Origin of the sequence: Amycolatopsis sp. lyj-109 (assembly GCF_046548995.1) — a bacterium.
GTDB lineage: Bacteria > Actinomycetota > Actinomycetes > Mycobacteriales > Pseudonocardiaceae > Amycolatopsis.
The window spans coordinates 628,498-648,568 of sequence record NZ_JAJPWR010000002.1; the positions used below are offsets into that span (position 1 = coordinate 628,498).

The 20,071-nt window shown below is 70.6% G+C and carries 18 protein-coding genes; 7 read left to right on the plus strand and 11 right to left on the minus strand.

Features of this window, described 5'->3' with window-relative positions; all coding sequences use genetic code 11:
* Positions 1–138: 138 nt before the first annotated feature.
* The 3 genes from ACLJQF_RS06840 (at position 139) to ACLJQF_RS06850 (ending at position 3,243) form a co-directional block, all read left to right on the plus strand.
* Positions 139–1,245, plus strand: a complete 1,107-nt coding sequence (locus ACLJQF_RS06840) for a DegT/DnrJ/EryC1/StrS family aminotransferase (protein WP_410607336.1) — start codon at positions 139–141, stop codon at positions 1,243–1,245.
* A complete protein-coding gene (locus ACLJQF_RS06845) occupies positions 1,242–2,198 on the plus strand; it encodes a Gfo/Idh/MocA family protein (protein WP_410607337.1) in 957 nt (318 codons plus the stop codon). Before ACLJQF_RS06840 ends, ACLJQF_RS06845 begins: the two co-directional genes overlap by 4 nt.
* A gap of 148 nt (positions 2,199–2,346) precedes the next feature.
* Positions 2,347–3,243 carry a DUF559 domain-containing protein gene (locus ACLJQF_RS06850; protein ID WP_410607338.1) on the plus strand — a complete coding sequence of 299 codons (897 nt, stop codon included), beginning with the start codon at positions 2,347–2,349 and terminating at the stop codon, positions 3,241–3,243.
* Between the two features lie 70 nt (positions 3,244–3,313).
* Here ACLJQF_RS06850 and ACLJQF_RS06855 read toward each other — a convergent pair whose 3' ends face one another.
* Complete coding sequence (locus ACLJQF_RS06855; RefSeq protein ID WP_410607339.1) at positions 3,314–4,009, minus strand: hypothetical protein; 696 nt, start codon at positions 4,007–4,009, stop codon at positions 3,314–3,316.
* The gene (locus ACLJQF_RS06860; RefSeq protein WP_410607340.1) at positions 4,006–4,515 is read right to left on the minus strand and encodes a SigE family RNA polymerase sigma factor; all 510 of its coding nucleotides are present in this window, start codon (positions 4,513–4,515) and stop codon (positions 4,006–4,008) included. The genes ACLJQF_RS06855 and ACLJQF_RS06860 overlap by 4 nt, the downstream gene beginning before the upstream one ends.
* A 140-nt stretch (positions 4,516–4,655) precedes the next feature.
* Here ACLJQF_RS06860 and ACLJQF_RS06865 point away from each other — a divergent pair, with 140 nt between their 5' ends.
* Positions 4,656–5,237 carry a hypothetical protein gene (locus tag ACLJQF_RS06865; protein WP_410607341.1) on the plus strand — a complete coding sequence of 194 codons (582 nt, stop codon included), beginning with the start codon at positions 4,656–4,658 and terminating at the stop codon, positions 5,235–5,237.
* A gap of 318 nt (positions 5,238–5,555) precedes the next feature.
* Here the strand turns inward: ACLJQF_RS06865 and ACLJQF_RS06870 are convergent, their stop codons facing one another.
* The 4 genes from ACLJQF_RS06870 to ACLJQF_RS06885 are packed head-to-tail and all read right to left on the minus strand — an operon-like array spanning position 5,556 to position 9,460.
* Positions 5,556–6,185 (minus strand): acyltransferase, encoded by a 630-nt coding sequence (locus tag ACLJQF_RS06870; RefSeq protein ID WP_410607342.1) that lies wholly within the window; start codon positions 6,183–6,185, stop codon positions 5,556–5,558.
* Positions 6,172–7,368, minus strand: a complete 1,197-nt coding sequence (locus ACLJQF_RS06875) for a glycosyltransferase family 4 protein (protein ID WP_410607343.1) — start codon at positions 7,366–7,368, stop codon at positions 6,172–6,174. The genes ACLJQF_RS06870 and ACLJQF_RS06875 overlap by 14 nt, the downstream gene beginning before the upstream one ends.
* Before the next feature lie 32 nt (positions 7,369–7,400).
* The gene (locus ACLJQF_RS06880) at positions 7,401–8,330 is read right to left on the minus strand and encodes an NAD-dependent epimerase/dehydratase family protein (RefSeq protein ID WP_410607344.1); all 930 of its coding nucleotides are present in this window, start codon (positions 8,328–8,330) and stop codon (positions 7,401–7,403) included.
* A 23-nt stretch (positions 8,331–8,353) separates the two neighbouring features.
* On the minus strand, positions 8,354–9,460 hold the full coding sequence (locus ACLJQF_RS06885) for a DegT/DnrJ/EryC1/StrS family aminotransferase (RefSeq protein ID WP_410607345.1): 1,107 nt from the start codon (positions 9,458–9,460) through the stop codon (positions 8,354–8,356).
* Between the two features lie 201 nt (positions 9,461–9,661).
* On the opposite strand from ACLJQF_RS06885, the gene ACLJQF_RS06890 reads away from it, so the two are divergent.
* A complete protein-coding gene (locus tag ACLJQF_RS06890; protein WP_410607346.1) occupies positions 9,662–12,739 on the plus strand; it encodes a BTAD domain-containing putative transcriptional regulator in 3,078 nt (1,025 codons plus the stop codon).
* Here the strand turns inward: ACLJQF_RS06890 and ACLJQF_RS06895 are convergent.
* Both ACLJQF_RS06895 and ACLJQF_RS06900 read right to left on the minus strand, forming a co-directional pair.
* A complete protein-coding gene (locus ACLJQF_RS06895) occupies positions 12,729–13,205 on the minus strand; it encodes a nuclear transport factor 2 family protein (RefSeq protein ID WP_410607347.1) in 477 nt (158 codons plus the stop codon). The genes ACLJQF_RS06890 and ACLJQF_RS06895 overlap by 11 nt on opposite strands.
* Positions 13,202–13,810: a TetR/AcrR family transcriptional regulator gene (locus tag ACLJQF_RS06900; protein ID WP_410607348.1), complete on the minus strand. Its 609-nt coding sequence runs from the start codon at positions 13,808–13,810 to the stop codon at positions 13,202–13,204. Before ACLJQF_RS06900 ends, ACLJQF_RS06895 begins: the two co-directional genes overlap by 4 nt.
* Before the next feature lie 78 nt (positions 13,811–13,888).
* Between ACLJQF_RS06900 and lhgO the strand changes: the two genes are divergently transcribed.
* Positions 13,889–15,076, plus strand: coding sequence for an L-2-hydroxyglutarate oxidase (lhgO, locus tag ACLJQF_RS06905; protein WP_410607349.1), 1,188 nt, complete (start codon positions 13,889–13,891; stop codon positions 15,074–15,076).
* Here lhgO and ACLJQF_RS06910 read toward each other — a convergent pair.
* Both ACLJQF_RS06910 and serS read right to left on the minus strand, forming a co-directional pair.
* Positions 15,073–16,074 (minus strand): DUF3558 family protein, encoded by a 1,002-nt coding sequence (locus tag ACLJQF_RS06910; protein ID WP_410607350.1) that lies wholly within the window; start codon positions 16,072–16,074, stop codon positions 15,073–15,075. The two genes, lhgO and ACLJQF_RS06910, sit on opposite strands and share 4 nt — an antisense overlap.
* Positions 16,075–16,138: 64 nt before the next feature.
* A complete protein-coding gene (gene serS, locus ACLJQF_RS06915; protein WP_410607351.1) occupies positions 16,139–17,401 on the minus strand; it encodes a serine--tRNA ligase in 1,263 nt (420 codons plus the stop codon).
* A gap of 120 nt (positions 17,402–17,521) precedes the next feature.
* Between serS and ACLJQF_RS06920 the strand changes: the two genes are divergently transcribed.
* Positions 17,522–18,814 carry an aspartate aminotransferase family protein gene (locus tag ACLJQF_RS06920; protein ID WP_410607352.1) on the plus strand — a complete coding sequence of 431 codons (1,293 nt, stop codon included), beginning with the start codon at positions 17,522–17,524 and terminating at the stop codon, positions 18,812–18,814.
* A 349-nt stretch (positions 18,815–19,163) separates the two neighbouring features.
* Here the strand turns inward: ACLJQF_RS06920 and ACLJQF_RS06925 are convergent, their stop codons facing one another.
* Positions 19,164–20,069 carry a haloalkane dehalogenase gene (locus tag ACLJQF_RS06925; RefSeq protein ID WP_410607353.1) on the minus strand — a complete coding sequence of 302 codons (906 nt, stop codon included), beginning with the start codon at positions 20,067–20,069 and terminating at the stop codon, positions 19,164–19,166.
* Positions 20,070–20,071 lie beyond the last annotated feature (2 nt).

The following is a 20,071-nucleotide window of genomic DNA, read 5'->3' on the forward strand; positions in this document are numbered from 1 at the left end:
CGTTCGTCGGCGGCTGGGTACTGGGCGTGCTACCGCGCCCGGTAACGTGTGGCCCGCGTTGCTGCAGGGCGGCCGGGCGCAGAACCGGCGGCTCACTGTACCGGACGCACCGAAATCGCCTGCCGAGAGAGACTGCCCATGATCCCCATCACTGTGGTCGACGTCCGCGACGCGGAGGACCTCGTCGTCGAGGTGCTGCGCTCCGGCGCCATCGCACAGGGACCGATGGTCAAGCGCTTCGAAGACGCCTTTGCGGCGGTCTCCGGGACGAAGCACGCGATCGCCGTCAACAACGGGACCACCGCGCTGGTCGCGGCCCTGCAGGTGCTCGACCTGAAGCCGGGTGACGAGGTCATCACCTCGCCGTTCACCTTCGTGGCGACGCTGAACGCGATCCTCGAGGCCGGCGCGACCGTCCGGTTCGCCGACATCCGGCGCGACGACTTCGCGATCGACCCCGACGCCGTGGCCAAGGCCGTGACGGACCGCACGAAGGTCCTCATGCCGGTGCACCTCTACGGCCAGACGGCGGACATGGGCAAGCTCGCGCCCCTGGCCGCCGAGCGCGGCCTGCAGGTGATCGAGGACTCGGCGCAGGCCGTCGGCGCGTCGTTCGAGGGCAAGCAGGCCGGTTCGTTCGGCATCGGCTGCTTCTCGCTGTACGCGACGAAGAACATCACCACCGCCGAGGGCGGCGTGATCACCACGGACGACGACGCGCTGGCCGACAAGCTGCGCGTGCTGCGCAACCAGGGCATGCGTGCCCGCTACCAGTACGAGGTCGCCGGGCACAACTACCGGATGACCGACCTGCATGCCGCGGTGGGTATTCCGCAGCTGGAAAAGCTCGACCAGCTGACCGCCGCCCGCCAGGCGAACGCGAAGCGCCTGTCGGAGGGCCTCGCCGGCACGCCGGGCCTCGACATCCCGCAGGTGCTGCCGGGCCGCGAGCACGTGTGGCACCAGTACACGGTGCTGGTCGGGCCGCACGCGTTCCTCTCGCGCGACGAGCTCGCCGCCGCGTTGACCGAGCGCGGCATCGGCAACGGCATCTACTACCCCAAGATCGTCTTCGACTACGACTGCTACGCGGGTCACGACCTGATCCCGGGCGCGCGTGTCGAGGACTTCCCGGTGGCTCGCGCCGTTTCGCAGCAGGCGCTGTCGCTGCCGGTGCACCCGCACCTGACCGAGTCCGACCTGGACACCATCATCGAAACCGTTCGCGAGGTACTGGGCGCATGACGCATCGGATCGCTCTTGTCGGTACCGGGAACATGGGTTCCCTCCACGCCCGCGTGCTCGCCGGGAACGAGCGCGTCGACCTGGTCCGCGTGATCGATCCGCGCGAGGAAGCGGGCAAGGCCGTCGCCGAGCGGTACGAAACGCAGTGGACGCCCGAGATCGGCGAACTGTCCGATGTGGACGCTGTCGTGCTGGCCTCGGCCACCGAGGTGCACTACGACCTGGCGCAGGAGATCTTCCGCCAGGGCAAGCCGATGCTGGTCGAGAAGCCGGTCTGCAACAGCTTCGAGAAGTCCCAGGAAATCGTCTCGCTGTCGGCGAAGAACGACATCCCGCTGATGTGCGGGCTGCTGGAGCGCTACAACCCGGCGGTCATGACCGCGCGGGCGCTGGTGCAGGAACCGATCCACCTGATGGCCCGCCGCCACGGCCCGTACGCGCCGCGCATCAAGACCGGCGTCGCGTGGGACCTGCTGGTGCACGACGTCGACCTGGCGATCCAGTTCTTCGGCGGCGCGACGCCGGCGCGCGTGACGTCCGGCGCGGGGTACTTCCACCCGTCGTCGGCCGAGGGCGCCGAAGACACCATCGAGACGGTCCTGTCGTTCCCGACCGGCCTGGCCACGGTGTCGGCGTCCCGGTTGGGGCAGCGGAAGGTCCGGTCGCTGATGGTGTCGGAGCTCGACCGGCTGATCGAGATCGACCTGCTGCGCCGCGACGTCACGATCTACCGGCACATCTCGCACGACTCCGTCACCCCGGACGGCCTCGGCTACCGGCAGCAGACGGTCATCGAGATCCCGGAGCTCGTCACGGCCCGCGAGCCGCTGGCGACCCAACTGGACCGGTTCTGCGACCTGCTCGAAGGCAAGATCGACGCCGACGCCGAGCGCGACCTGATCCTGCCGTCGCACCACGTCGTCGAGCAGGTCCTGACGCAGGCCGCCGCCTAGCTCGGTCAGCGAGTTGGCCGCTCCGGTCCGCGAGTTGGCCGCACCGGTCTGCGAGTTGGCCGCTCCGAGTTGTCCACATCGGGCAAAGTTGTCCACAGATTTCGCGAGCGATCACCCACGGTCATGAGTTCGATGCATGCTGTGTCACGTGGACACGCTTTTTCCTGCCCGGCACGGCGCCGCGACCCGTCAGCAAGTACGCGATGCCATCGGCAACCAGGCCTTGCTGGCCGCCCTCGGCAACCGATCCCTGGTCCAGCCGTGGCGGGGCGTGGTCATCCTGGGCAATCGCGCGCTGGATCCGCTCACCCTGGCATCCGCCGGGTTGCTCGCCGCCGGCCCGGAAGCCGTCCTTTCCCATGACACTGCAGCCGCCCTGCACGGCTGCAGTGTCATGGCGACCACGGACGTGCACGTGACCGTCCCGTACTCGCATTGGGCCAAGTCCAAACGCGGTCTCGTCGTTCACCACGGCCATTTCACCGGCAGGGACGTCGTCGAACGGCATGGCATGCCGGTGTTCAAGCTCCAACAGGTGGTCGCCGACGTCCTGTGTTCCCCTCCGCCCTGGCGTGCTCTCGCCTGTCTTGACCAGGCCCTTTCCGGGCTCGACGACAAGCAGGCCCGTACGTTGGTCGCGAAGGTCGATCGGTATCTGGCCGACCGCCTTGACCGCCGCGGGACCCGCATCGCCGAATCACTGCTCTGCCTCGGTTCGGGGAAAGCGGAGTCTCCGCAGGAAAGCCGGCTGCGGTTACTGGTGATCCATGCGGGTTTCCCCGCCCCGGTACCCCAATACCAGATCCTGAGTCTGTCCGGAACGCTCTTGTATCGCCTCGACCTGGCGTGGCCGTCGTTGCGTATCGCCCTCGAATATGACGGCTACGAAGCGCACGAGGACCGCGCCGCCGAAGACGCCACTCGCGATCACCGCATGAGCGAGCGGGGGTGGATCGTCATTCGCGCCCGTAAGGCCGTGTTCACCTGCCCGGAGGCTGTTCTGGGCGAGCTGGAGACGGCTTTCCGGGTGAGAAGGGTCGCCTAGGGCCGCACGGAGTGGCCAATTCGGGCACCGGAGCGGCCAACTCACCCGATGGAACGGCCAACTCACCCGCCTACTTGGTGAGCCGCTTGCCGTCGGCGTCGTAGGCGATCAGCGGCGTCAGGACGGCGGAGTCGGGGACGGCGTCGGGGCTGAACCAGAAGATGACCACCTCGGGGTCGGCGGTCCACTTGGCCAGGTGCGCCTCGACGGTCTGGCCGTGCACCGTGGTCGTGATCTTCGCCGCCGGGCCGGCGAAGTAGCCGAAGACCGGGATGAGCTGGTCGCGAATCACGTCGCCACCGTCGGTGGCGTGGAAGCCGAACGACCGGTCGGAGCCGCGGGTCTCGTTCGTCGCCAGCACGGGCTCCAGCGACGTCCCGGACCGGAAGCCGGCCACCAGGCCGAAGCGGATGCCCGGCAGGGTGACGGTCCGCGCGTAGATCACGATCTCCCCGGCGGGAGTCCGGATCCCGGTGCCGACGACGTCGCCGATCGCCTTCTCCGCGGGCGGCGTCGGGGACGTCGTGGACACGGCCGGTGACGGCGGCTTCGCGACCGGCGCGGGCGCGGGCTGCCGCAGCTGGATGGCGAACACCACGACGAGCACGACGGCGGCCGCGGCGGCGACCCCGGCGGTCCCGGTCAGCAGGCGGCGGCGACGGCGCAGGCGTGTGCCGCCGGCCATGATCGCGGCCAGGTCAGGTTCGGCGAAGGGCTCCTCGGGCGGCTGCCGGAGGGCGGCGCGGAAGTCGTCGAGATCGTTCACCGCCCGCTCCTCCCGATCAGCGTGTCTTCCGGGTCCGCCTCGACCCGCAGCTTGGCCAAGGCCCGCGAGTTCGTGCTCTTCACGGTACCCAGTGAAACGCCGAGCTCACGGGCCACGTCGGCTTCCGGCAGGTCGAAGAAGTGCCGCAGCACGACGACGGCGCGTTCGCGGTCGGTGAGCGTCTTGAGCACCGCGGTCAGCCACGCGCGCTGGGTGACGGCCTTGTCGACGTCGAGGCGGTCCGGTCGCTCGGGCATCGCCTCGGTGGCGTACTCGCGGATGGGGCGCCGCCAGCCGTCGATGACGTGGTTCATCAGGACGGTCCGGGCGTAGCCGTAGGCGTCCTTGTGCCGGACCCGCGACCAGGCGGCGTAGGTGCGTGTGAAGGCGGTCTGGGCGGCGTCTTCCGCCTGGTGGCGGTCCCCGGTGAGCAGGAACGCGGCGTGCGTGAGCCGAGCCGACGACACGCGGACGAACTCCGCGAACTCCTCGTCGCCCCGCGCCATGCGTCACCTCGTTTCGTCCTTCCCAGCGACGGCCGAAGCGCCGGAAGGTTGCTTCTCAACCTTTTCGAGGTTACGCGCGTACTGGGTGTGGACGATCTTGCTCCCGGCTCGCACCGGGAGCCGACTGAGGGAGATAGCCCATGAGCAAGCGCATTCTCGTCGCCGCCGTCGCAGCCGCCGCCGGCGCAGTCGCCGGGGCGGTGCTGCTGTCCGGCGTCCCGGCCTCAGCGAACGCGGCGACGCCAGTGCCCACCGCGGCCGCCGCGGCCGCCGTCACGACCCCGGCGCTGGGCGACGTCATCCCGTCGGGCTTCGGTGACGTGGTGTTCTACGGCGTGCCGGTGCAGCTGCCGCGGCTGCCGGAAACGACGTTCGGCATCATGGCCGGCGCGCGCGACGCGGCGGGCGGGCTGACGAACCTGGTGGCCACGAACGAGACGTCGGGCTCGGACAAGGCACCGGGCTTCCACGCGGTGGCCGCCGGCATGAACGTCGGCGGCCACGACGTCCCGACGTTCGGCTACTACTACGGTCCGGCGGCGAAGATCACCGCCCGCATCCGGGGCACGGTCGGGGTGGCGCACCAGGCGCGCTGGAGCGAAGACCCGAACGTGGTGGTGTTCTGGTTCGACCCGGGCGTGGCCGACCCGGAGAACCTCCAGGCCTTCGACGCGGCAGGCACCGAGCTCCCGGCGGGCGACACGGGCGTCGGCCACGGATGAAACGTTGCGTAACCGATATCTCGCGCTCGGTCACTGAGTACTAGATTGTGTGCTGCGCGCGGATCGTGCGGTTCCGTGCGGAGGACTTCGCCGCCGGGAGGATCGGGCGGTTTCACGACGGCGGTACCGGCGTTCGGCGCCGGTGCCGCCGTCATCCACGTCAGGGCCGCTGGGCGCGCCGGGCGGTGAGGGCGTCCAGGTCGATGATGAGCGACGTCAGGCGAACGGACGGTCAACGGCGCTTCGGAAACGACGATCTCGACTTCGCTCAGCGCCCAGTACTCGTCCGCAAGCTCCTCACGCCAGCTTGTCCTATCGCTACTCCGCTGAGTAGTCGCCCGATGGGGCTCCCCAGCCCGAAGTGTCCTGCCCGTGCGACTCCGCGATCTCCCGGCGCCGCGCGTTCTCCGCCCGCACCCGGTCCACTTCGGACTGGATGTACTCCTCGTCGTACCGCTGGAACACCCGCGCCGGGTTGCCCGCCACCAGCGTCCGCGGCGGGACGTCCTTCGCCACCACCGAGTTCGGCTGGACCGTGGCGAAGTCGCCGATCGTCACGCCCGCCATGATCACCACCAGGCCGCCGATGAAGCAGCCTTTGCCGATCTTGACCGGTTTGCGCTCGATCAGGTCGCTGCCCGAATGGTTCTGCAGCGTCATGTTCGCCAGCCAGCTGGAGTGCGTGAAGATCAGCGTGTTCAGCCCGATGCTGGTGTGCTCGCCGATCTCCAGGCCGCCGCTCGCGTCGAGGGCCGCTCCTTCACCCACCCAGCAGTGGTCGCCCATCTTCAGGTTCTCCGGGCTGATGATCTTCACGCGCTCGCGGACGCGGCACGTCGAGGGCAGCCCGTAGAACTGAGCACGCTCGGCGTCGTTCATGTACTGCGAGACGAGCTCGGTCAGGATCTGCGGGCGCAGCCGGTGGCTGCGCTCGTCATCGAAGAACATCGGCTTCCGACACCAGCTTTTCGAAGGTCCTGAGGTGCTCTTCCGCGACGACGTCGAGGCCGAAGTTCGACCGCACCATCTCGCTCTCCCGCTGGGCGATCAGGGCCCGCTTCTCCGGATCGTCGAGCAGCCCGATCACCGTGCGGGCCACCGCTTCCGCATCATCCGGGCGCACCAGCAGCACGTTCTCGCCGTTGCGCAGCTCGATGCCCGGGTAGTTGTCCTCGGTGACCGACGCGATCGTCGCCGTTCCGGACAGCATCGCCTCCAGGGACGCCGTGCCGCAGCCGCCGTTGAGGTCGTGCGTGACGATGTCCGCCGCCGCGAAGTACGCCGGGACGTCCTCCTTCGGCACCGCGCCCGTCACGATCAGTGCGTCCGAGACGCCCAGCTCGGCGGCCCGCTTCAGGAACGCGTCGTGGTACACGCGGCCGACGACGACCACCCGGACGCCGGGGTGCTTGTCCAAAATGGACGGCAGCGCCTCGATCAGCGGCAGCCGGTTGCGCAGCGGGATGACGTGGCCCAGCGAGACGATCAGCGGAGCGTCGCCGATCCCGTGCTCCGCGCGGACGTCCTTCTCCACCGGCTTCGCGAAGTGGCCGGTGTCGACGGCGATCGGGAAGTACTCCGAGTTCGCGTCGCTCGTGCCGTACCGCACGACGCAGTAGTCGACGCCCAGCTTGTCGAGGATGATGTACTTCGGCTTCAGGTACGCCAGGATCGGCCGCACCAGGACCGCGTCGAGCAGCCGGAACACGCCGCCGTACAGCTTGTTGTCGCTGATCAGCAGGGTGTGGATGGTCAGCAGCGTCGGGACGTCGTGCCGCCGCGCCCAGATGCCGGCCAGCCACGACAGGTCGAAGAACTGGCCGTGCAGGTGGATCGCGTCCGGCCGGAACTCGTCCAGCAGCTTCCACAGCCGCCGCCAGTTGCCCGGCCTCAGCGACGCGAAGCTCATGTCGAAGTCGATCGACAGGCCGATCTGCGGCATCTTCACCGCGGGGAAGCGCACGACGCGGTAGCCGTCGCGCTCCTCTTCCGCCGGGGCGTCGGCGTACTCCGCGGTGATCGCCAGGACCTCGTGCCCGGCCGCGGCGAACTGGGCCGCCAGCGACGCCGCCATGTGCGCGCTGCCGCCCACCCGCGGCGGGAAGAAGTTGTTCACCACCGCGATGCGCATCGCACGTCCTCGGGCCGGCCCCGCGGTAGTAGTCACTCCGTTTCCTTGACCAGATCCCGCATGCCGTCTTCGACGGTGATCCGCGGCTCCCAGCCCAGCACGTCCCGCGCCCGGCTGATGTCGGCGGCGCGCCGCGAGACCAGCACGTCACGCTCGTTGAACAGCGGCTCGACGTCGACGCCGACGGCCTCGATGAGGATCTTGGCCAGCGCCGCGATCGACGTGTCGATGCCGGTGCCGATGTTGATCGGCACGTTCGCCTTCTCCGACTCCAGCGCCGCGACGACGGCGTGCGCCAGGTCGGTGACGTGCACGAAGTCCATCGACTGATCGCCGCGGCCGTCGATGATCGGCGGCCGGCCGTTGCGCAGGCGCTGGATGAAGTGGTTGATCACCGACGTGTAGTAGGCCTCGATCTTCTGGCCCGGGCCGTACACGTTGAAGAACCGCAGCGCGTTCCAGGACAGGCCCTTCTGGCGCTCGTAGAAGCCGAGCAGGTCCTCGCCGGCGCGCTTGGAGATGCAGTACGGCGTGAGCGGCTTGAGCTCGTCGTCCTCGTGCATCGGCAGCCGCTTCGGGTCGCCGTAGACCGACGCGGTCGAGGCGAACACCAGCCGCTCGACGCCCTCGTCGGCGGCCGCGGCGAACACGTTGTGGTTGCCGATCATGTTGATGTCGATCGACTCGTGCGGGTCGGCGATCGACTTGTTGATCGACACCGTCGCGAAGTGGATGACGTGCGTGCAGCCGCGCATCGCCTCGCGCACCGCGCCGCCGTACCGGACGTCCTTCTCGACCAGCTCGACCTGGCCGGTGGCGACGAACTCGTTGACGCGGGCACGGTCGCCGCGGGTCATGTTGTCGAAGATCCGGACCGTGTAGCCGCCTTCGAGCAGCAGCGGGATCACGTGCGCGGCGATGAAGCCACCGCCCCCGGTGAAGAGCACCTTCTTGTCGGACACCAAATTCTCCTCGGTCGGTGGCTTCAGGACAGGGACTGCACGGCTTCGCGCACGACCTCGGCGACGCGGGTGACTTCGGCATCGGTGAGGTTGGCGTGCATCGGGATGGCGAGCTGACGTGCGAACGCGTCAGCCGAGACGGGCAGCGGGGCCTGAGGCCCGTAGATCGGCTGCAGGTGCGACGCGTACGTGCCGAAGTTGCACTGGACACCCTGAGAGCGGATCCGCAGGGCGAGGGTGTCGCGGCTGACCCCGGGCGCGACCGTGAGCAGGTAGGCCTGCCACGGGTGCTCGCGGTCCGGCAGCTCGACAGGGATCGTCAGCGCGCCGGTGTTCGCCATGTCCTCGAACGCCTCGTGGTAGCGCTTCGCGACCGAGCGGCGGGCGGCGAGGAGGTCCGGGAGGCGGTCGAGCTGGACGTTCATGATCGCGGCCTGGACGTCCGACAGGCGGAAGTTGTAGCCGAGCTCGTGGAACTCCGGGATGGGCAGCGTGTCCGAGCCCTCGCGGCTGATGGCCGGCTCGATGCCGTAGGTGTGCAGCTTGCGGGCGCGGCCGATGAGGTCTTCGCGGTCGGAGACCAGCGCGCCACCCTCGCCCGCGGTGATGCCCTTGCGGCCGTGGAAGGAGAACGCGGCGAGGTCGGCGAGGCTGCCGGCCGGGCGCGTCTTGTACGTCGCGCCCGCGGCGCAGGCGGCGTCCTCGAAGAGCCAGAGGCCGTGCTTGTCGGCGATCGCGCGGTATTCGTCGAAGTCACCGGGCTGGCCGGCGACGTCGACCGCGAGTATCCCCACCGTCTTCGGCGTGACCAGGGCTTCGACGTGCGCCGGGTCCGCGCTGAAGACGTCCGGGCGGATGTCGGCGAACACCGGCTTCGCGCCGGCCTGCACGACGGCGTGGCCGGTCGCGGGGAACGTGTAGTCGCCGACGATCACCTCGTCGCCCGGCTGGACGCCGAGGACCTTGAGCCCGAGGAAGAGCGCCGAGCCGCAGTTCGCGGTCGTCAATGCGTGCGCCGTGCCGGTGACCTGGGCGAACCGCTCCTCGAAGCGGCGGCACGCCGGTCCGGCGCCGGCCAGCCAGCCGGACCGGAAGACCTCGGCGACAGCGGCGAGCTCTTCTTCGCCCACGGTGGGTTGACCTAGGGCAATCCCGCCGACGGACTCTTTCCCGCGGAGGCGGAGTTCAACACTGTCGGACGACATACCTCTCCCATTGCGTGGGGACCCGGCGAAGTGTATATACGCACGCTCAGGTGATTCACAGGCCCACGCCGAACTCCCCTTTGGAGGGACACCCGCCGCAGGTCGGGGACGTCTTAGGCTGGGTCCATGCGATTCGGGGTGCTGGGGGCCGTCGCCGCGTGGCGCCCGGACGGCACGCAGGTGGCGGTGGGCGGCCCGCGGTCGCGGACGCTGCTGGCGCTGCTCGCGCTCGAGGCCGGCCGGTTCGTCCCGGCCGAACGGCTGATCGACGGCATGTACGGCGAATACCCGCCGGACGGCGCCGCGAACGCCCTCCAGTCGCAGGTGTCGCGGCTGCGGACGGTGCTGAAGGACCTCGCGCCGGTCGAGTTCACCGCGGCCGGGTACCGGCTGGCTGTCGCACCGGACGAAGTAGACGTTCACTGCTTCGAACGTCTCACCCGCGAAGGCCGCGGGCTGCTGAAGAACGGCGAGCATGCGCGGGCGGCGTACGTGCTGGGCGAAGCACTGGCGTTGTGGCGCGGGCTCGCGTTCACCGACCTGGCCGACGCGCCGTTCGCCGCCGCGCAGGCCACCCGGCTCGGGGAGCTGCGCGCGGACGCCGTGGACGACCACGTCGAGGCCCGGCTGGCACTCGGGCAGGCCGAAGACGTTCTGGCCGGCCTGCGGGAGACCGTCGCCGCACACCCGCTGCGGGAACGGCCGCGCGCGCAGCTGGTCCGGGCGCTGGCCGCCGCGGGCCGGCCGGCCGACGCGCTCGCCGCGTTCGAAGACGCCCGCCGCACGCTGGCCGACGAGCTGGGCGCCGATCCCGGCCCGGAACTCGCCGAAGCCCACCTCGCGGTGCTTCGCGGCGAAACCGAGACGCCGGTCCTGCCTGCGTTGCCCGCGCAGCTGACCACCTTCGTCGGCCGCGACGCCGAGCTGCGGCAGGTGACGCAGCTGCTGGTCCAGGCCCGGCTCGTGACGCTGACCGGGCCGGGCGGCACCGGCAAGACCCGGCTCGCGGTCGAGGTCGCCGCGGCCCAGGCGGGCCCGGTCGCGTTCGTCGAGCTGGCCCCACACGGCGGCGGCGACGTCGCGGGCGCGGTGCTGGCCGCGCTCGGCCTGCGCGAGAGCTCGCGCGGTGGCCCGCAGGACCCGGTCGAGCGGCTGGTGCCGGCGCTGCGCGACCGCCCGGTGCTGCTGGTGCTGGACAACTGCGAGCACGTCGTCGACGTGGCGGCCCGGCTGGCCGCGCGCCTGCTCGCCGCGTGCCCGGGGCTGCGGGTGCTGGCCACCAGCCGCGAGCCGCTCGGCATCACCGGCGAGCAGCTGGCACCGGTGCCGCAGCTGGCCGTGCCGCCGCCCGGGACGTCCGCCGCGCAGGCCCGGGAGTTCGCCGCCGTCCGGCTGTTCGCCGACCGCGCGGCGGCGAGCGACCCCGCGTTCGCACTCGACGAGTCGACGATCGGCGACGTCCAGCACGTCTGCGCGGCCCTCGACGGCCTCCCGCTGGCCCTGGAGCTGGCGGCGGCCCGCGTCCGGACCTGGGAACTCGGCGAAATCGCGGCCCGGCTCGACGACCGTTTCCGGCTGCTGGCCCGCGGCAGCCGGACGGCCGAAGCGCGGCACCGCTCGCTGCGCGGGGTGGTCGAGTGGAGCTGGGACCTGCTGACCGGCGAGGAGCGTTCGCTGGCCAGGAGACTCGCGGTGTTCGCCGGCGGCGCGACCGCCGCGGCCGCCGCCGAGGTGTGCGGCGCGGACGCCGACCTGCTGCCGGAGCTGGCCGACAAGTCCCTGGTCGAGGCCGTCGGCGGCCGGTTCCGGATGCTGGAGACGATCCGCGCGTTCGGCGGCGAGAAGCTTGCCGAGGCGGGTGAGGCGGAGACGTTCCACCGCGCGCACGCCGAGTACTTCCTGCGGTTCGCCGGGGAAGCGGACCCGATGCTGCGGACGGCGGAGCAGCTGGAATGGCTGGCCCGGATCGACGCCGACTACGACAACATCCTGGCCGCACTCCGCTGGTCGACCGAAAACGACGTCGTGCTGGCGCTGCGGCTGGTGCCGCTGCTGGCGATGTACTGGTGGATGCGCGGGCGGCGGTTCGAGGGCGCCGGGCTGTCGCTGGCCGTGGTTTCGCGGTGCTCGCCCGAGGTGCGCGAGGAGTACGTCGAGGAGTTCCTGGTGTGCGTGCTCGGTGCGCTGGCCGGGCCGCCGCACGAGTCGCTGGAGCAGTACCTGCCGCTGGTCCGCCGGTTCGCGACGACGGAGGACTGGACGCCCCGGAACCCGATGCTCGTGATGCTGCTGGGCGTGGTGGCCGGCCCACCGGGTGACGAAGCCGAGCTGATCGGCCGCGGCCTGCTGGCGGCCGGCGACGCGTGGGGCTGGGCACTGCTGCCGATGGGCATGGGGTTGCGGGCGATGATGTCGGGCGACCTGGCGGCCGCCGAAGAAGGCCTGCGCGAGGGCGCGGCGCAGTTCCGCGCGCTCGGCGAGCGGTGGGGCCTGTCGATGGCGCTGGACCACCTGTCCCAGCTGCTGACCTGGCGAGGTGAGTACGCGGCCGCCCTGCCGCTGATGGATGAGGCGCTCGGCCTGATGCACGAGATCGGCGCGACCGACGACGTCGCGGACCTGATCTGCCGCCGCGCGTGGAACCACCTGCTGTCGGGAGATCACGCCCGGGCCCGTGCGGACTACGAGCTGGCCGCGGCCACGGCCCGCCGATCGGGCATGCCGGAGTCGCGCGCGGCGGCGTACGTCGGGTTGGCGAACCTGGCCCGGCTGTCGGGCGAGCTGGCCGCGGCCCGGGAGCTGTGCGAGCGCGCGCTCGCGGAGTGCGCCGGCGGCTCGTTCTCGGCGGAGGCGGTCCGGGCGACGGCGCTGGTCTCGCTGGGCTGGCTGGCCCTGGCGGAGGGCCGGGCAGCGGAGGCGGCGGGATTGCACCGCTCGGCACTGGTGATCGGACGGCAGTGGAACGCGAGCGACGTGGTGGCGTTCGCCCTGGAAGGCCTGGCGGGGGTGGCGGAACCGGAGCAGGCTGCGGTCTTGCTGGGCGCGGTGGTGACCGTGCGGGGAACGGCGATCAGCGGCGACCCGGACGTCTCGGCGGTCCGGGCGCGGCTGGTGGCGTCGCTGGGCGTGGCCGGCTTCGAGCGGGCCTACCGGACCGGGCTGGGGATGACGGCCCAGAAGGCGCTGGAACACCTCACCCGCTGACCAGCGGGACCGCCCGCCGATCCCCCGACCGGACCATCGCCAGCAGCGGCTTCACCAGCACGCTGAGCACCCGCGCCACCACCGGCCGGCCGTTCTCGCGGGCGATGTCCGGGCCGAAGCGGTCCATCAGCGCCACCAAGCCCGGCAACGTCCGCACGAACAGCGTCGCCTCCTCGATCAGGCCGTCGTCGTTCAGCTTCAGCAGCGCCGCTTCCTCGATCGGCTCGCCGCCGACCCGCGCGGTGTAGACCAGCACGCGGGTCCGCGCGTCGCCGGTGTCCGTGTGGAACCGGATGTCCGTCAGGTGCCGGTACGCCACCGCGATCAGCGGCCGCAGTTCGGCGTGGCCGGTGAAGCGCACCCGGGACGTCAACGGCGAATGCAGTACCGCGTCCGGCGCGAACGCCGTCAGTGCCAGTTCGGCGTCCCGCGTTTCGGCTGCGCGCCGGTAGATCTCGGTGCTCATCGTTCCCCCTTGATCAGTGTCGCGAGCCCGCGCCACAGCAGGTCGACCGTCAGCGCCACCACCTCGTCGCGTGGGATGTCGCGGTGGCGCCACCACCACGTCGCGATCGAGTTCAGGGCGCTCTTGCACGCCTCCGCCAGCACCTCGTCGGCCAGCGGGCGCGGGATGCCGGAGGTCAGGTCCAGCGGCACCCCGTGGAACAGCGAAGCCAGGTTGGCCGTCGCCCGGGCCTGCCCGTGGCGGTGCACCGCGGCGACCGCCGGGTCCGACGGCGCCTCCGCGAAGATCATCCGCCAGCCGCGCTCGTGCGCGTCGATCCAGCGGAAGATCGCCGACACGCGGCTGCGCAGCAGGACCTCCGGATCGTCCGGCGCCGGCAGCGCGGCCCAGCCGGCCAGCAGTCCGTCCACTTCGGACTCCAGCAGCGCCGCGTACAGCTGCGCCTTCGCCGGGAAGTGGTCGTAGAGCACCGGTGTGCTGATCCCGGCGGCCGCCGCGACCTCGCGCATCCCCGCGGCGTCGTAGCCCGCCGAAGCGAACACTTCGCCGGCCGCCGCGAGGATCCGCTCGCGTCGCGCTTCCCGCGTCAACCGCTTACCTGACATCGGTTAGGTACTGTACCTGACGAACGTTAGGTAACGCCAGGAACACGACCTGCAAAGACTCGCGTAGCCTGATCGACCGTGCGTAACGTGGTAGTCGTCGGGGGCGGGATCGTCGGTCTGGCCGTGGCCTGGGAGCTGACCAGGCGCGGGCTGGACGTCACCGTCCTGGAAAAGGAATCCCGCTGGGCGGCCCACCAGACCGGGCACAACTCGAACGTCGTGCACGCCGGGCTGTACTACAAGCCCGGTTCCTTCAAGGCGCGGATGTCCGTCGCCGGCAACCGGTCCATCGTGGACTTCGCGCGGCAGTACGGCGTGCCCGTCGAGGTGTGCGGGAAGCTCGTCGTCGCGACCCACGAGCGGGAGATCCCCGCGCTGAACACCCTGGCCGAGCGAGCCGAGGCCAACGGCGTCCCGGCCAAGCAGATCTCGCCGGCCGAGGCGCGCGAGTACGAGCCCGAGGTCGCCTGCGTCGCCGCGCTGCGCGTCGAATCCACCGGGATCATCGACTTCCCGGCCGTCTGCCACGCGCTCGTCCGGCTGCTCGACGAAGCCGGCGTCGACCTGCGGCTGAACTCACCCGCCCTGGCCATCCGGCCCGGGAACACCGGCGGTGTCGAGGTCGCGACCGGCGACGACGTGGTCCAGGCCGACGCACTGGTGAACTGCGCCGGCCTGCACTCCGACCGCGTCGCGCGGCTGGCCGGGCTGACGCCGTCGGCGAAGATCGTGCCGTTCCGCGGCGAGTACTACGAGCTCAAGCCGGACCGGCGGCACCTGGTCAAGGGCCTGATCTACCCCGTGCCGGACCCGACACTGCCGTTCCTCGGCGTGCACCTGACGCGCATGCTCGACGGCAGCGTCCACGCCGGCCCGAACGCCGTGCTCGCGCTGCGCCGCGAGGGCTACCGCTGGCGCGACTTCTCCCCGAAGGACGTCGCCGAGGTCGCCGCCTTCCCCGGTGCCTGGCGGCTCGCGAAGAAGTACGCGTTCCCGACCGGGCTCGAAGAGGTCCGCCGCTCGTTCTCGAAGAAGCGGTTCGCCGCGAGCCTCGCGCGGCTCGTCCCGGCCGTCACCGAGGCCGACATCGTCCGCCACGGCTCCGGTGTGCGCGCCCAGGCGATGCGCCGCGACGGCTCGCTCGTCGACGACTTCCTCATCGAGACCGCGCGCGACCAGGTGCACGTCCTGAACGCGCCGTCGCCGGCCGCGACGAGCGCGCTGGAGATCGCGCGCCACATCGCGGACCAGGTTTCCGAGGGCTAAGCGGGCAGGTTCGCGGTCACCAGCGGCAAGCCCTGCTTCACGAGGTCGCAGGTCTTCGCGTCGTCGCCGATGAATCCGCTGACCACCTGCACCGACGACGTGCCGGTGATCGCCAGGGTCGCGCCGCAGGTGACCCGCAGGCCGCCCATGTTCGGGAACAGGCCCCACTTCTTGCCGCCGACGTCGACGGTTTCGGTCGGGGTGACGCCTTTCGCCCCCGGCCAGTCCCCGACCGGTGTGCTCGGGCCGAACCAGACCTCGAACGCCTTCTGGCCGCCGTCGCCGTCGGTGTCGTCCCAGAGGCAGTAGGACGCGTTCGGCACCGTGGACGAGGTGTCCTTCTCCCCGGTGGGCGAGATGTCCTTCAGCTGCGAGACCTGGTCCGGCTTCAGCATCGCGCACGGGTCCGCCGACAGCAGCGGGCCGCCCGGCTCGGGCTTCGCCGACCTCGACGGCGTGACCGGCGGTGCGTCCTGCCCGCCCGGCAGGTGCGCCGCGGCCTGCGGGATCGCGAGCTTCGCCAGCTCGCACGACCGGTCGAGCTTGCCCGCCGAGACGCCGACGTAGGCGAAGGACTTGGCGCCGAGCAGGGCGTAGAACGTGCAGTCGTCGGGGAGGATCGAGGCGTACTGCGTCCAGGTCAGCCCGCCGATCTCCTTCGGCTCGGACTTCTTGACGGCGCCGGAGATGTACTCGTTGAAGTCCATGTCCGAGGCGAGGCCGACGCTGAGGATGGCCGACGGTTCGATGTCGTCCTTGGAGTTCCACAGGCACATCGGCGGCTGGAGCCGGTCCTTGTTCTCCTTGACCGGCTTCCCCGGGGCCTCGTAGCCGAGGGCGTCGACCTGAGCCTGGTCGAGCAGCGCGCAGGCGTCGACGGCCTTGACGATCGGCCCCTGGCCCGGGACCGGCGACGCCGAGCCGCCGACCGTCACCGTGCAGCCGGTCACGACGGTCACGGCCGCCAGCGCCGCTGCGACCTGCCACTTGTTACGCATGAGTCCTCCCGTTCGGCCCGGACTGTACTGGGACGAACGGAGCAGCACCGCGGATCCGCCCGATTCAGCGAGGCGTGAGGACTTCCTTGCCGCCGACGAACGGGCGCAGCGCCTCCGGCACGCGGACCGAGCCGTCCTCCTGCTGGTGGTTCTCGACGATCGCGACGATCCAGCGGGTGGTGGCGAGGGTGCCGTTGAGCGTCGCGGCGATCTGCGGCTTGCCGTTCTCGCCTCGGTAGCGGACCGACAGCCGGCGGGCCTGGAACGTCGTGCAGTTGGACGTCGAGGTCAGCTCGCGGTAGGTCTCCTGCGTCGGGATCCACGCTTCGCAGTCGAACTTGCGGTGCGCGGAGGTGCCGAGGTCGCCGGTCGCGGTGTCGATCACCCGGTAGGGCACCTCGATCTTGGCGAGCATCTGCTCTTCCCAGCCGAGCAGCCGCTCGTGCTCCGCCTCGGCGTCCTCCGGCTTGGTGTAGACGAACATCTCCACCTTGTCGAACTGGTGGACGCGGATGATGCCGCGGGTGTCCTTGCCGTACGAGCCGGCCTCGCGCCGGTAGCAGGACGACCAGCCCGCGTAGCGGTTCGGGCCGTCGGTGAGGTCGAGGATCTCGTCGGCGTGGAAGCCGGCGAGCGGCACCTCCGACGTGCCGACGAGGTAGAGGTCGTCGTCTTCGAGGTGGTAGATCTCGCTCGAGTGCTGGCCGAGGAAGCCGGTGCCGGCCATGATCTCGGGGCGGACCAGCGACGGCGTGATCATCGGCGTGAAGCCGTTGTCAAGGGCCTGCGCGATGGCCATGTTGAGCAGGCCGAGCTGCAGCTGGGCGCCGACGCCGGTGAGGAAGTAGAACCGCGAGCCCGAGACCTTCGCGCCGCGTTCCATGTCGACGCCGCCAAGCGCTTCGAGCAGCTCGAGGTGGTCCTTCGGGGTGAAGCCGAGCTTCGTCGGCTCGCCGACGTGCTTGACCACCTTGAAGTCGTCCTCGCCGCCGACCGGCGCGCTCGGGTGGACCAGGTTCGGCACGGTCCGGAAGAGCTGGTCGAACTCCTCCGACGCGGTGTTCTGCTCCGCCTCGGCCGCCTTGACCTGCGCGGCGAGCTCCTTGGCCGTGGCCAGCAGCCGCTGCTTCTCCTCCGGCAGCGCCTTCGGGATCTGCTTGCCCAGGAGCTTCTGCTCGTTGCGCAGCTTGTCGGCGGCCGCGATCGAAGACCGGCGCCGGGTGTCGAGGGAGAGCAGTTTGTCGACCACTCCCTCGTCTTCACCACGGGCGCGCTGCGACGCGCGCACGGCTTCCGGGTCATCGCGCAGAGTCCTGGGGTCAATCACGGATCTGAGGGTAGTCCGTACAGACTGTGCGTCCCTACTGGGTTATCCCGACAGTCTGATCGTTGAAGCGCTGTTCACGGCCTCCCCATACTCCTTGGAGACCGCAGAGGAGGCGTCCGAATGACCGACGAGCTGCTGGCCCGCCACCGCGCAGTGATGCCGAGCTGGATGTCCTTGCTCTACGAAGAGCCGATCGAGATCGTGCACGCGCACGACCGCCGGATGACGGATGCCCAGGGGCGCACGTACCTGGACTTCTTCGCGGGGGTGCTGACCAACTCGATGGGCTACGACGTCGCCGAGATCGGCGACGCGGTCCGCAAGCAGCTCGACACGGGCATCCTGCACACGTCGACGTTGTACTTGATCCGCTCCCAGGTCGAGCTGGCCGAGCGGATCGCGAAGCTGTCGAACATCCCGGACGCCAAGGTGTTCTTCACCAACTCCGGCAGCGAGGCCAACGACACGGCGCTGATGCTGGCGACGCAGTTCCGCCGCAGCAACCAGGTGCTGGCGATGCGCAACTCCTACCACGGACGGTCGTTCGGAACGGTCGCGATCACCGGCAACCGCGGCTGGTCGGCGTCGGCGCTGAGCCCGGTCAAGGTCAACTACGTCCACGGCGGGTACCGCTACCGCAGCCCGTTCCGGGACCTTTCGGACGCTGCCTACATCGACGCGTGCGTCGCGGACCTGGTCGACGTGCTGAACACGGCGACGGCGGGCGACGTGGCCTGCCTGATCGCCGAGCCGATCCAGGGGGTCGGTGGGTTCAGCCTGCCGCCGGACGGGCTGTTCCGGGCGATGAAGGAGGTCCTGGACGAGTACGGGGTGCTGTTCATCTCGGACGAGGTCCAGACCGGCTGGGGCCGCACGGGCGAGCACTTCTGGGGCATCGATGCGCACGGCGTGACGCCGGACATGATGACGTTCGCCAAGGGGCTGGGGAACGGGCTCGCGGTGGGTGGCGTGGTGGCGCGCGGGGACGTCCTGGACTGCTTCCAGGCGCAGTCGTTCTCGACGTTCGGCGGGAACCCGGTGTCGATGGCCGGGGCGACGGCGGTGCTGGACTACATCAAGGACCACGACCTGCAGGCGAACTGCGCGGCCCGGGGGGCACAGTTGCTGTCGGGGCTCCGGGCGGCTTCGTCTCCGCTGGTGGCGGAGGTCCGCGGCAAGGGTCTGATGATCGGAGTCGAGCTGATCAAGCCGGGAACGACCGAGCCGTTCGTGGCCGCGGCGGCCCGCATGCTCGAGGAGACGAAGAAGCGCGGGTTGCTGATCGGCAAGGGCGGCCTGCACGGCAACGTGCTACGGCTGGGCCCCCCGATGACCCTCACCGCGGACGAGGCCCAGGAGGGCCTGGACATCCTGGTCGATTCGCTGGCCGCAACGCACGCAGCGCTGGCCTGACCCCAATCAGGCGACGGGATGACCACCCAGCGGCCCACCTCTCAAAGGCGAGACGGCAGCGATCCCGGTGGTCATCCCGGAGCCTGCCTGTCCGGCGAGGACGCTCTTTTCTTTCCTGCCGCGTGTTTCTACCGCGGCAGGGTCCCGCCAAAGTCGCGGTGGCTCGCTCACCCGGCAACGCAGCTCAGCCAACGTCTTGAATGACTCATTCAGGACCTCCGAAGCCCTGAATGACTCATTCAAGACACCGCGGCCACACCAGCGCCGCCGAAACCGCCCCCTTCGGACCCGCCCCCTCGACTTTGCCGGAACCCTGCGCCCCTCCGGCAGCGTGGAAATCGAGGGAAGCTCACCCACGCACGAAGCGGGCCACGTGCTCGGCCAGTTCCTCACCCTTGTCCTCCTGCAGGAAGTGCCCCGCGCCGGCGATCACCGGGTGGTCCAGGCCCTGCGCGCCCTTCATCGAGCGCTGCAGGATCGGGGCCAGGCCACCCGTGATGGGGTCGCCGTCGGAGAACGCGACCAGGAACGGCAGGTCCAGCGTGCTCAGGGTCTTCCAGGCCGCGCGGTTGGCCTCCGTCGCCGGGTTGTCCGGCCGGTAGGGCACCAGCGAAGGCATCGCCCGCGGGCCCGCCTTGTACATCTCGTTCGGGAACGGCGCGTCGTACGCGGCCCGCTCGGCGTCGGAAAGAACCGAGGTACACCCCGACTGCACGAACCGCCCGACGTCCAGCACCGGCGCCTTCTCCACCGCCTCGCGGAAGGCGTGCCAAAGGGGCGGCATGTCGTGGTCGCCGCTCGGCAGGCCGGTGTTCGATGCCACCACCCGGGCGAAGCGGGACGGGTGTTCCGCGACCAGCCGGAGTCCGATCAGCCCGCCCCAGTCCTGGCCGACCAGCGTCACGTCCCGCAGGTCCAGCGCGTCGAACGCGAACCCGCGCGTCCACTCCACGTGCCGGGCGTAGCTGTGGTCGGCGAGGTCGCCCGGCTTGTCGGAGCGGCCGAAGCCCACCAGGTCCGGGGCGATCGCCCGCAGTCCGGCGGCCGCCAGTACCGGCAGCATTTTCCGGTACAGGAACGACCAGCTCGGCTCGCCGTGCAGCAGGAGCACCACCGGGCCGTCCGCCGGGCCCGCCTCGACGTACCCCACTCTGATCCGGCCGCCGTGGGGATCCGCCAACTCGACGTAGCGAGGTTCGAAGGGGAAGTCGGGCAGGTCCGTGAACCGGTCGTCCGGTGTCCTCAGCAGGCGCACGC

Excerpts from the sequence above, each read along its gene's own strand:
- ACLJQF_RS06840 (WP_410607336.1), top strand. The coding sequence starts at position 139 with ATGATCCCCATCACTGTGGTCGACGTCCGCGACGCGGAGGACCTCGTC.
- ACLJQF_RS06845 (WP_410607337.1), top strand. The coding sequence starts at position 1,242 with ATGACGCATCGGATCGCTCTTGTCGGTACCGGGAACATGGGTTCCCTC.
- ACLJQF_RS06860 (WP_410607340.1), bottom strand. The coding sequence starts at position 4,515 with ATGGCGCGGGGCGACGAGGAGTTCGCGGAGTTCGTCCGCGTGTCGTCG.
- ACLJQF_RS06865 (WP_410607341.1), top strand. The coding sequence starts at position 4,656 with ATGAGCAAGCGCATTCTCGTCGCCGCCGTCGCAGCCGCCGCCGGCGCA.
- ACLJQF_RS06870 (WP_410607342.1), bottom strand. The coding sequence starts at position 6,185 with ATGTTCTTCGATGACGAGCGCAGCCACCGGCTGCGCCCGCAGATCCTG.
- ACLJQF_RS06875 (WP_410607343.1), bottom strand. The coding sequence starts at position 7,368 with ATGCGCATCGCGGTGGTGAACAACTTCTTCCCGCCGCGGGTGGGCGGC.
- ACLJQF_RS06890 (WP_410607346.1), top strand. The coding sequence starts at position 9,662 with ATGCGATTCGGGGTGCTGGGGGCCGTCGCCGCGTGGCGCCCGGACGGC.
- ACLJQF_RS06895 (WP_410607347.1), bottom strand. The coding sequence starts at position 13,205 with ATGAGCACCGAGATCTACCGGCGCGCAGCCGAAACGCGGGACGCCGAA.
- ACLJQF_RS06900 (WP_410607348.1), bottom strand. The coding sequence starts at position 13,810 with ATGTCAGGTAAGCGGTTGACGCGGGAAGCGCGACGCGAGCGGATCCTC.
- ACLJQF_RS06910 (WP_410607350.1), bottom strand. The coding sequence starts at position 16,074 with ATGCGTAACAAGTGGCAGGTCGCAGCGGCGCTGGCGGCCGTGACCGTC.
- ACLJQF_RS06920 (WP_410607352.1), top strand. The coding sequence starts at position 17,522 with ATGACCGACGAGCTGCTGGCCCGCCACCGCGCAGTGATGCCGAGCTGG.